General features: G+C 67.5%; 11 protein-coding genes. 5 read left to right on the top strand and 6 right to left on the bottom strand.

What is annotated here, in order from left to right; translation table 11 throughout:
* Positions 1–594: 594 nt before the first annotated feature.
* The 5 genes from ACTIFV_RS10370 to ACTIFV_RS10350 form a co-directional block, all read right to left on the bottom strand.
* Positions 595–1,326 carry a helix-turn-helix transcriptional regulator gene (locus ACTIFV_RS10370; RefSeq protein WP_051317669.1) on the bottom strand — a complete coding sequence of 244 codons (732 nt, stop codon included), beginning with the start codon at positions 1,324–1,326 and terminating at the stop codon, positions 595–597.
* 503 nt (positions 1,327–1,829) lie between these two features.
* Entirely contained in the window at positions 1,830–2,684 is an 855-nt protein-coding gene (locus tag ACTIFV_RS10365; protein WP_024476689.1) for a helix-turn-helix transcriptional regulator, read from the bottom strand.
* Between the two features lie 49 nt (positions 2,685–2,733).
* Positions 2,734–3,423, bottom strand: a complete 690-nt coding sequence (locus ACTIFV_RS10360; protein WP_024476688.1) for an NAD(P)-dependent oxidoreductase — start codon at positions 3,421–3,423, stop codon at positions 2,734–2,736.
* Positions 3,420–3,647 carry a hypothetical protein gene (locus ACTIFV_RS10355; RefSeq protein ID WP_197425747.1) on the bottom strand — a complete coding sequence of 76 codons (228 nt, stop codon included), beginning with the start codon at positions 3,645–3,647 and terminating at the stop codon, positions 3,420–3,422. The genes ACTIFV_RS10360 and ACTIFV_RS10355 overlap by 4 nt, the downstream gene beginning before the upstream one ends.
* 30 nt (positions 3,648–3,677) lie before the next feature.
* On the bottom strand, positions 3,678–4,568 hold the full coding sequence (locus ACTIFV_RS10350; protein WP_197425748.1) for an MFS transporter: 891 nt from the start codon (positions 4,566–4,568) through the stop codon (positions 3,678–3,680).
* Positions 4,569–4,742: 174 nt separating this feature from the next.
* Between ACTIFV_RS10350 and ACTIFV_RS10345 the strand changes: the two genes are divergently transcribed.
* From ACTIFV_RS10345 to ACTIFV_RS10325, 5 genes are all read left to right on the top strand, one after another.
* On the top strand, positions 4,743–5,327 hold the full coding sequence (locus ACTIFV_RS10345) for a TetR family transcriptional regulator (protein WP_024476687.1): 585 nt from the start codon (positions 4,743–4,745) through the stop codon (positions 5,325–5,327).
* Between the two features lie 239 nt (positions 5,328–5,566).
* The gene (gene mobF / locus ACTIFV_RS10340; RefSeq protein WP_200951266.1) at positions 5,567–9,010 is read left to right on the top strand and encodes a MobF family relaxase; all 3,444 of its coding nucleotides are present in this window, start codon (positions 5,567–5,569) and stop codon (positions 9,008–9,010) included.
* Between the two features lie 103 nt (positions 9,011–9,113).
* Positions 9,114–9,350: an addiction module protein gene (locus tag ACTIFV_RS10335; protein WP_024476685.1), complete on the top strand. Its 237-nt coding sequence runs from the start codon at positions 9,114–9,116 to the stop codon at positions 9,348–9,350.
* Positions 9,347–9,664, top strand: a complete 318-nt coding sequence (locus ACTIFV_RS10330; protein WP_024476684.1) for a type II toxin-antitoxin system RelE/ParE family toxin — start codon at positions 9,347–9,349, stop codon at positions 9,662–9,664. The genes ACTIFV_RS10335 and ACTIFV_RS10330 overlap by 4 nt, the downstream gene beginning before the upstream one ends.
* Complete coding sequence (locus tag ACTIFV_RS10325) at positions 9,556–10,134, top strand: relaxase domain-containing protein (protein ID WP_174524654.1); 579 nt, start codon at positions 9,556–9,558, stop codon at positions 10,132–10,134. The genes ACTIFV_RS10330 and ACTIFV_RS10325 overlap by 109 nt, the downstream gene beginning before the upstream one ends.
* Positions 10,135–10,288: 154 nt before the next feature.
* On the opposite strand, the gene ACTIFV_RS10320 is transcribed toward ACTIFV_RS10325, so the two are convergent.
* Positions 10,289–10,471, bottom strand: a complete 183-nt coding sequence (locus ACTIFV_RS10320) for a hypothetical protein (protein ID WP_168212703.1) — start codon at positions 10,469–10,471, stop codon at positions 10,289–10,291.
* Positions 10,472–10,502: the final 31 nt, after the last annotated feature.

Raw genomic sequence — 10,502 nt, 5'->3', positions numbered from 1 at the left:
CATGGCCGGGTACATCTAGTACCTGGCATCGAGTTGAGGTACTATATGCAGACTTATCCACAGGGAGCTACCTGCGACCGACCCCAAACGGGGTATGTCACGGGGGTGCCGATTCGGTACCCTCGTGAACCGGCTCAACGGTGCCGCAAATTTTGCGGCACCGTTCGCGCCCGTGACGGCCAGCCGAGCGGAGCGAAAGCGCAGGTCCGACGGTGGTGGCGATTCGACACCACCGTGAACGGTCGCGGTGAGGTCGCAGCGGATGCGGCTTGGTTCGCGGGGGCAACGGCGAAACTCCTGGTCGGACGGTGGTGCCAATTTGCCACCACCGTCACGAGAACCACAACGAGCAGCACAGCGGGCCGAGGTCGCAGGCTGGACGGTGTGGGAAATTTTCCCCGACCGTCGCCCCGCGAGTGTGGTGCCGCCGATTCGACGGAACCACCCCGGCCGGGAGTAAAAGCCCTGGTCGCACGGTTCCGGCAATTTGCCGGAACCGTCACCCCCACCCCGACATGCAGGCGCGCCGGAGCGTATCGCGGTCGCGTGGTGGCGGTGCTCATCGTCGGGTTCCTCCGGTCGTGTGGGCAGGTGTCAGTAGGTAGGTGCGCACCCGTTCCCACGGGAGTCGTCGGCGCGTGCGGTGGCGATGCCGACGCCCGGCCCCGCCCGGCTCGCGGACGGTGGGCCGTAGCGCCGGTACTCGATGGGGGTCACGCCCATGTAGCGGCGGAAGATGCGCGAGGCTTGCCCGCAGTGGTGGCACCAGCCGACCCGTTCGGTGATCGTGCCGATGAGCAGATCGGTTTCGCGGATCAGGCGCGCCATCTCCTGTACGCGCAGGATCGACAGGTACACCGGCGGCGTCACCCCGAACGAGTCCTTGAACACCCGATTGAGCTGACTCGGCGACAGGCAGGCGTGCGCGTCCAGTTCGGTGAGCGGCCACTGCCTGGCGATGTTGCTCTGCATGAGCGCCGCCGTGCGCATAATCTCGCGGCGCACCGGCTTGAACTCCCGCCACCGGGGAGGCGCGACCCGCACGGCCCGCTGCCGAGAGGTCAGCGGCGGCACCTCCACCGGCGCGTGACGAACCAGCGGCGCGATGGCGGCGAGCACCGTGAACAGCAGCGCATACGCACGGAAGTAGCCGCGCGGCGATTGGTCTTCGCCGGTGAGTGTGGCGAGTTCATCGAGGATCGGCCCGAGCCGTTCGGCCTGCGATTCTCCGACGCGCAGCACCTGCACCGGATCGGGATACAGGTGAGTTGCGAGGTCGCGTGCGGCTTCGCCGTCCGCGAGCACGTCGAGGTGCTGCCAGAACAACTGCTCGACCAGTAATCGGTATCCACTGCCACTGTCCTCACCGTGACGGTGCCCTCGGGTTCGTACCCGAACTCGACGTTCGGGGCGACCAGCACCACATCACCCACCGACGCCGACCCGCCCGCATCGGCATCGGCATCGGCATCGGTGAGGATGATCGAGCCGTCGCGCACGACCACGAAGCGCACACAGTCATAGGCGGTCGCCGCCAATATGCGACGGTGACGGATGCTGGTGACATAGACGCAACTCCACGGCTCGACCGGCTGCACTATCGCGGGGTGCGGCGACTGCGGCGTCCTTGTAGGCTCATGACCGGTCGGCGTGGTCGCCGGGCGTTCGAGTAGCAGCGACATGACGACCTCCCTTCTCTGACCACCCCCGAGCAACCAGGGGGAAGAACCGGCCTACCAAGCACCGGCGGTCGCGGCGAAGCAGGAGACGAGCAGGCCGGGCGTTTCCCGGTCACTCCGGCACTTTGCCGGGCAGCGCGACCGGCTCGGTCATGGGAGGTCGGTCATGAGCGGGCGCATGTCTCGGTAGCGGCTCGGTGTCACTCCGGTGTGCGCTGTGGATGCTTCTACCGCGCGCGACCGGCTCCGCCACCCCACCCGCTGCCCGGTGGCGGTGACGGTGATGTTCGTCTCGCGTAGGAGCCGCGCCATCTCTTGCACGCGGAGCATCACCAGGTAGGCGGTCGGGGTCTTCCCGAACGTGTCCGTGAACACGCGCACCAGGTGCTTCGGAGAGAGCCGCACCAGGGCTGCCAGTTCCGCGAGCGTCCACGGGTGCGTGATCCGGCTGTGCAGCGCGTCGCGCACCAGCATCGCCTCACGACGCAACGGTTCAGGCACCCGACTTCGAGCGGAGAACGGGCGAGCGCGGGCACGTTGCAGCCGGGTCAGCCGCACCGTCGAGACGCGGATGCACGGCGCGATCACATCGGTGATGAGGAACCAGAGCGCCTGCATCCGATGGAACCGTTCCAGGTACTTGCCCTCGACGGTGAGGGCGACCAGCTCGTCCAGCCACGGCAACAACCGCCCGGCTCGATCCCGGCCCAGGTGCAGTACCTGGGCAGGTTCGGTGTACACCTTTCCCGCGAAGTCGTGGGCGTCGAGGCGGTCGTGCAAGATCGCGGAGTGTTGCCAGAAGAACTGATCCAGCGCCATGTCGGTGTCGATGTAGACCGTCGTATAGGTGACCCGCCCCTCGGGTTCGACGCCGAACAGCACGCTCGGCCCCAGCAGCACCGCGTCGCCAAAGCTGACGGGTTGCTGTCCGAACTCGCTGAACACGATGGCCGTGCCGTCACGGATCACAACGAGCCGGACAACGTTGTACGCCGCCAGGCCCACAGGTCGATGCGTCGTCCGTGTCCGAGCCGACAACGGCGGGGAGATGCGCCTATCCACTCATCGGGTGCTTTTCTGTCAGTTCACTGGGCCATGCGATGAGTTGCGTGCGAGTGTCGTCCTTGGTGGAAGTCTCCGCGACTGCCGCTCCGAAGTCGGCATAACTGATCGCTTGTCGGGTGAACGCAGTCTCGTCTGTGGAAGGGGAGACTCGTTCCCAGCGTGCTGTCGTCGGCCCCTCCGGTTCGTAGACGGGCGGCGGGATCAGATACGCCCATTCTGATCCTGCGTTGCCCGCTTCGAGGTGGTCGCGCAGCATGGCGTGTGCTCTCCCGCGCGGCAGTGTGGGTTCTGGGAACCGGGGGTCTTGCCAGAACCGTCTGTCTCCAGGGAGTCGGAGTGCTCCTGCTCCGCCGACCGTGACGATCCGGGCCGGAGCGCCGTTGGCCTTGGTGCTTGCCTCGATGAGTCGATCATGTACGGCCACGAGTTCGGTCGGGGCGATGTCCTCACGCAGTCGGATCGCGTTCATGACGACGTCGATGCCGTGCATTGCTTGCGTGAGACTGGCGTTCTCAGCGATGTTCACGACCGTGGAGGTCAGCGATGCAGCAGTCTTGGCGAGCCGCGTGGTGTCTGCCGGATCGCGCAGCGCAGCGGTCGCCTCGATGCCTGCGGGGAGATGAGCGAGGATGGCGGCTCCGGTGCGCCCGGTCGCGCCGAGAATCAGGATGCGAGTCATACAGGTACCTCCGAAGCGGGCGTGCGGGTGAGTCGGGCGAACCCGGTGAGGCTGGCGACGGCGAGCACCATGAGCGCGGCGAGACTGACGAGCAGGATCGGGAAGTCCAAGCCCAGGTAGGCAGTGAGTGGGCCGACGCTGGCACCGAGGAACAGCACGAATCCGTTGAGCGCCATCCCACCGGCCCGGTTCGGGGCGGCGGTCTCGCCGAACAGGGTGATCATCGCGGGCACCGCGAGCGCGACCCCAGTGACTCACACGAGACTCGCCAGCGCCGTGCCCGCGAGGGATGCCGAGAGTGCGGCTTCGATCAGCAGCCCAATCGCGGCGAGGGCGAACCCGGCACGTGCAACCCCCGCGCCGCCGAGACGCTTCGCAATAGCGCCCGCGAAGAGGGAGGCGAACATGCCCGGCAGCCCGACGAGGCGGAGCCAGATCACCTGCGATGAGTCCAGGCAGAGGTCGGTCAGGTGCGGGCCGAGGCCGGTGTACATGCCGACGAACGACAACAGCAGCGTTAGGTGCGCGAGGCTCAGTAGCAGCACCGAGGGGCGTGTGGCGACCCTCCCGACTACGGCGAAGCGACGCACCAGGCTCGCATCGTCTCTGCGACTGTGCGGCTCGGTGACGAGCACGGCGACGCCGATCATGCCGAGGCCGAGCATGATGCCGGAGAGGATGAACACCCACTGCCAGCCCAACGTCAGGCTGAGCGCGGAGGCGAGTACTTGGCCTGCGATCCCGGCAACGAGGAATGCCGTCGACATGGCCCCGATCGCCGTTGCCCGACGCTTCAGCGGGGTCGCTTCGGCCAGATACGCGAGCGCAACCGGCGCGAAACTCGACGCCATCACCCCCTGCACCCCGCGCAGCGCAGCAAGCATCGGCACCGTGGAGGCGAAGCCGCAGGCGATGGTCGCGACGGTGAGATACACCAGGCCGATGAGCATGATCCGCTTCCGCCCGTACTGATCGGCCAACGGCCCCCAGATCAGGAACCCGACCGCATAGCACACGCTGAACACCGTCGAGAGCGCGAACGTCACATCAGAGCCGAGTTCCGCACCGATCGGGGCGATCAGCGGGATTGCCGCGTACAACTGCGTGAGCACCAGCAGCGCCGTGACCACGAGCAGCACGACCACGCCGTTCCCTGCCGGGTGCTCGCGCGCCTCGCCTGCTCCCGCTATCTGTTCCGTCGAGTTCGCAGACACCACCACTCCAAATCCAACGTTTCCGTTGGATTTGACTGTAGTAGGCTAACCGCGAAGACGCAACGTGAGCGTTGGGTTTACCGCACGAGACGGGAGGTGGGAACGATGGGCTGGGATGTTGAGGGCAGGAAGCGCCGCATCCTCGACGCGGCGGTGGCCGAGTTCGCCGCGCACGGGCCGCACGGCACGACCATCGAGCGCATCGCCAAGGCCGCCGGGGTGAACAAGGAGCGCGTCTACACGCACTTCGGGGGCAAGGACAGACTTTTCGCCACCGTACTGCGCGAGGAACTGGCGAAGGTAGCCCGCGACGTGCCCGTCGAATCATTCGCAACCGAGGACGTGGGCGACTACGCCGGGCGCGTCTACGACTACCACCGCGAGCACCCCGAACTCGGCAGGCTCATGCGCTGGGAAGGGCTCGTCTTCGACACCGAAGTACCCGACGAGGCCGAGCGGCGCGAATACTACGGATACAAAGTCGCCGCCATGACCGACGGACAGGCCAAGGGCACAGTAACGAGCGACCTCGACGCCGACCACCTGATGTTCCTCGTGCTCTCACTCGCCGGATGGTGGTCAGCGGTACCGCAGGTCGCCCGCATGATCACCGGAGCCGAGAGCGACGCCGAACACGCACGCCGCCGTGCCTCCGTCGTCACCGCTGCCCGAAGACTCATCGGGCAGTAATCAGGTCACGAAGTTCGCCGAGAAGACTAGTCACTTCATCGAACCGAACTCCGAAAGTTCCCTCGAACTTTGTGACGCCAACTCTTGCCAGCGACACTCTGTGCGACGCTCTCGCGCTGACGCTCGGCTCCATCAGTCATCTGCCCCCTATCTCAGTGAGGCACGTATTTTACGGCGGGGCCGTAGTGCGCACCTCTCTCACGAGACGACTCGTGAGGGAGGCCAGAGTGAAGGGTGGAGTGAAGCTGTTCCACGGCAGCGGTGCTGCCGCGCGCGCCTATGTCGAGGCCGACCGCTCCCGCGCTGACGAGTACTACCTCGGCGCAGACCAGGCCGTGGCCGAGTACGCCGTGATCGACGCGACCGGCGAGGTCACCGCTGCTCGGTCGCTGTCGGCGGATGAGTACGAAGCCTGGGTCGATTGGGTGAACCCGGACACCGGGGAGTCGATGGGTACCCCGCGCAAGCCGGGCAAGGTGCGTCGGGGGTCGCCGTTGTTCGCGGAGATGACGATCAACGCGCCGAAGAGCCTGTCGGTCGCCGCCGCACTCCACCCGGACGTGTCCGAGGCGTTGGACGCGACGCAGCGGGATGCGGCGCGGGAGATTCAGCACTTCCTTGGTCAGCATTCGGTCACGTTGGCGGGGCCGCGCGGCGCGCAGGAGGTGCTGCCGGTCGAGCACATGCAGACCGTCGCGATCACGCACAAGACGAGTCGTGCGGGTGATCCGCACCGGCATATCCATTTCCAGATTGGCACGAGGGTGTGGGCGGGCGGGAAGTGGCGGGCGCTGACCACGGCGGCGTTGTTCCAGCAGCAGGGCGCGATCCGTGCTCTCGGTACGGCGGTGATCGCCGCGCACCCCCAGCTCGCCGCCACGCTCTCCGAGCATGGCCTGACCCTCGACCCCGTAAGCGGTGAGGTTGTGGAGTTGGAGCCGTTCAACGCCGTCATGTCGAAGCGGTCGGCGCAGATCAGACGCAACCTGGAACGCATGGAGGCCGAGTGGCAAGCGAAGCATCCCGGCGAGACGCCCGGCCCGGTGTTGACCGCTCGGATGCAGGACGCGGCGTGGGCGTTCCAGCGGCCCGGCAAGAAACCGGCGGACTTGAAGAACGAGCAGTGGTGGCAGCAGGAACTCCGAGACGCCGGCTACCACCCCGAGAGCTTGCAGCACCCCGACACCGTTGCGCCGGCATCGCTGGATGACCTCAGCGTGCAACAGGTCGCCAGTCGTGCGCTGGATCGCTGCGCGGCGGCTGCATCGACCTGGACACCGCACACCGTGCGAGAGCACGTCACCCGCATCACCACCGAGGCAGGCGTGCAAGCGACCCCGGCGGAGTTGCGCGAGTTCATCGACCTCGCCACCGGACTCGCCGCCTCGGATTGTTTCTCGGTGCTGCCGCCGGGCATGGTGCAACCCGAGCACGTCGCCCACCTCACCAGCCTTGGCGTCGTCGCCGCCGAGACCGCACTCCGCGACCAACTCACCGCCGCGACGCCGGAACGGGAGCCGAAGCACCCCGACGTGACCGACGCTGCGCAAGCCGCCGGACTCGACACCGGGCAGACCGTGGCCGCCGCTGCCGTCGCCTCGACCAACCCGCTCGTGATTGTCGAGGGCGCGGCGGGCGCAGGCAAGACCACCATGCTCGGCGTCGCCATCGAGGTTGCAGCCGAGCACGGGCGATCCTCGCGGGTGGTTGCGCCGACGTTGCGTGCGGCGCAGGTCGCCCACGAAGAACTCGGCGTGCCCGCAACCTCCGTCGCGGCGCTCGTGTATGCGCATGGGTGGCGGTGGAACGAGGACGGCGTATGGACACGCCTCGCACCCGGCGACACCGACCCTGCAACCGGGAACATCTACACCGGCCCACCAAACGACGCCGTGCTGTCGCGGGGTGAGCGGGTGATCGTGGACGAAGCGGGGATGCTCGACCAGGACACCGCCCTCGCTCTGCTGACCGTCACCGCCGAGGCAGGCGCGTCGGTCGCGTTCGTGGGCGACCGGGCGCAGCTCCCGGCGGTCGGGCGCGGCGGGGTGCTCGACATGGCCGCCCAGATTCGTGGCCGTACCTACGACATGACCGAACTCCACAGGTTCACCGATGCCGAGTATGCGGCGTTGACGTTGGTCATGCGTGACCGGGAGCACCCCGGCGACGTGTTCGACCGACTCGCCACGATGGGCCTCGTGACCTTGCATGCCGACGAGGAAGCGGCCCGCGAGCACATCACCGCCCACGCCCACGACGGCGAAGCGATCACCGTCGCCACCAACGACGAGGCCACCGAGCTGAACGAGCACATCCGCGCCGGGCGGGTCGAGCGCGGCGAGGTCGACGACACTATGACGACGACCGGCAGCGACGGGCTGAGCATCGGCGCTGGCGACCTGATCCAGACCCGGAAGAACAGCAGCGACCTCGGCGTGGCAAACCGGCAGCAATGGATCGTGCAGCATGTGACCGACGAGGGCAGCGTCTACGCCCGCGAAGTCAGCGGCGGAGGCAAGCACAGCCGCACCGTCGCCCTCCCCGCCGAGTACGTGAGCGAGTGGGCGCACCTGTCGTATGCCGCGACCGCCTACGGCGTCCAAGGCGCAACCGTCGATGCCTCCCACACGGCCTTGTCGGAGGCGACGAGCGCGGCAGGCGTCTACGTCGGCATGACGAGAGGCCGCCAACAGAACCAACTCCACGTCGTCGCCGCTGATATGGCGGATGCGCGGGCGCGGTTCGTTGAGGCGATGGAACGCGACCCGGCAGACCGTGGCCTCGACCACGCCACCGCCCAAGCCATCGACGCCGTGCAAGGCCTCGTCAGCGATGGCCCCGTGCAGCTCATCACCGAAGAACTCGCCCGCCTCACCGCCGAAGCCGAACGAGCCGAACGTGCGGCGGAACGCTGGGAGCAGACCGCTGCCAGGTTCGACGCCCAGCGCGCAACACACAAGACCGAGGACGACGAGCACGCCGACGTGCTCCGCCACGCCGAGGACGAGGCGGCGCGCATCCGTGCCGAAATCGCGGAACCGTTGACGGTGCAGGCCGAGGCAGACGGCACCACCTATCTCGATGCTGTCGAGCGCGAGGCCGCCGCAAGCAGCCGACTCGCCACCGTCGGCAGGCTCGGCAGGCGCAAGGCCCGCGCGGAGCACCGCCAGACGAGCGAGCACACCCGGACGGTTCGGGCACGGGTGCGCGAAACATGGGGCGAACCACCCCGCACCACCGACACCCTGCCCGAGTGGGCGGCACGACAGGCCGAGCGTCGCGCCGAGGCCGATCCCCGCGTGATCGACGCCGCCCAGCACGTCGAGGCCGCGCGAGCCGACCGTGACGAGTTGCGGCAGCGGCACGAGCAGGAACGCCGGGCGTTGCTGGTCAGCGAGTACGGGCCGCAGGCGGTGATGCGCCACCGGGTCGGGATGCGACTGCCGAACCCAGCACAGCAAGCAGGACAGGCGCACCAGCAAGCCACCGCGCTCCGAGCCGAGGCCGACTACCTCCGCGCGCTACCGATCCGCGACGCCGCCGCACGGATCGAAACCACCCGCGCCGAGCACGAAGCAAGGCAGCAAGCACTCGCCGAACGCGAACGGCAACTCCGCGAGCCGACCGAACGCGACCCGCGGCGCAACGACCCGCGACATGACGGGCCAGCACGCGGCCTATGAGCATCAGCAGCACGTCGCGTCGGCGTGACGTTCACAGCAGCCCCGCAACCCGAGCCACAGACGCCCAGCGCGATTGTCGGCCGTTCGACGTACACTTGAATACATGACACCCGACACCGCAACTCTGATCCGAGACGGCCTCGCGCTCGACGCCGATCAGCGCGCGGTCGTCGCTAACGCCCTGCTCGAAAGCCTCCATGATGCAGACGACGAGAGCGAGGTCGATGCAGCCTGGCGTGCCGAGGCTACCCGGCGACTGGCCGAGGTGCGTGAGGGTGCGGTCGATCTGGTGGATGCCGACGAGCACTACGAGCGTTTGCGCGCCTTGCTCACCGCATGACCTTGGCCCAGCGAGAGCACCCCGAGGCCGTCGCGGAGTTCGACGCCGCCGTGCGCTGGTACGAAGACCAGGAGCCAGGGATCGGCCTTGCGCTCATCGACCGAGCAAGGCAAGCCCGGAAAGACCTCGACCAATGGCCGAACGCCGCCCCACCATTCACGACCGCTGACGATGGCACCGTGATCCGCAGCAAGGCCGTTCGCGGATACCCGTACCGCATCGTCTACACGGTGGAGCCGGACACGATCCTGATCCTCGCCTACGCCCACGAGCGCCGCGAACCCGGCTACTGGCTCCACCGGCTGAACGACTGAACAGCACGCCGCCGGGCTCATGGCTCGGATCGGGTCTCGCGTACATTTCTGGCGCCGTCGAACCCGGTGGTGAGGTCAGCGAGGAGCAGCTCCGCCGTCTCATGGGGCACGGCCAGGACCCCAACACGAGCGAACAGTTGGGTCGTCCGTACCGCCGATTCGCAAGCACTGCCGAGCGAGTTGCCCGTCGGCTTGAGAAGCTTCCCGAGACCCTCGCTCCCGCTGATAGGGGTGCACAGGTGGCGTTGATCGAGGCGGAAGAGGCAGGGAAACCGACGGGTGTGTTCGGCGAAGTCGGTGAGGCGGGCGAGGTTCTGTCGGGTCTTGACGGCGAGGTAGCGGCCGTTGACTTTCCGGTCTTCGTTGATCTCAAGCAGGGCTTCGGCGGCATGCTGGCGGACGTAGGGGTCTTCGGCGTCGTCGGCGGCGATCTGTGGCCCAGACTTCGCGAATTCGGGCAGGGGTACTAAAGCCCACCCCCTGTTCCCGATCGGGCACACTGCAGAACTTACTCTCTCCCTCGCCGCCATCTGCAGTGCACGCGACTTCGCGATGGTTTGGACGCGGCTGTCGAGCGAGCCGAAGGTGAGGCGAGCAAGGCAGATCGCGCCTACGTTCGAGCCATCACCTTCGCCGCCGGTCAGTTGCTTCGCGCAGTCGCCGAAGTCCACCGGGCAAGCCTGGCGAGCCGTATTCGTCGGCGGTCTCGAGGCAGCGGTCGTGTGTGCAGCGCATGATGGCGGAGAGCCGGTCCTGCGTGTAGTCGAATGTCCAGGAGCCGCGCGAGGCGTTCTGCTGCGTCTCCAGAGCGCGCTGAATTTACCAGATCGGTGACGAT

This window comes from Microbacterium sp. (assembly GCF_051860965.1).
GTDB lineage: Bacteria > Actinomycetota > Actinomycetes > Actinomycetales > Microbacteriaceae > Microbacterium.
The sequence above is the reverse complement of the archived record's forward strand: the minus strand, read 5'-3'. Positions and strand labels throughout refer to the sequence as shown.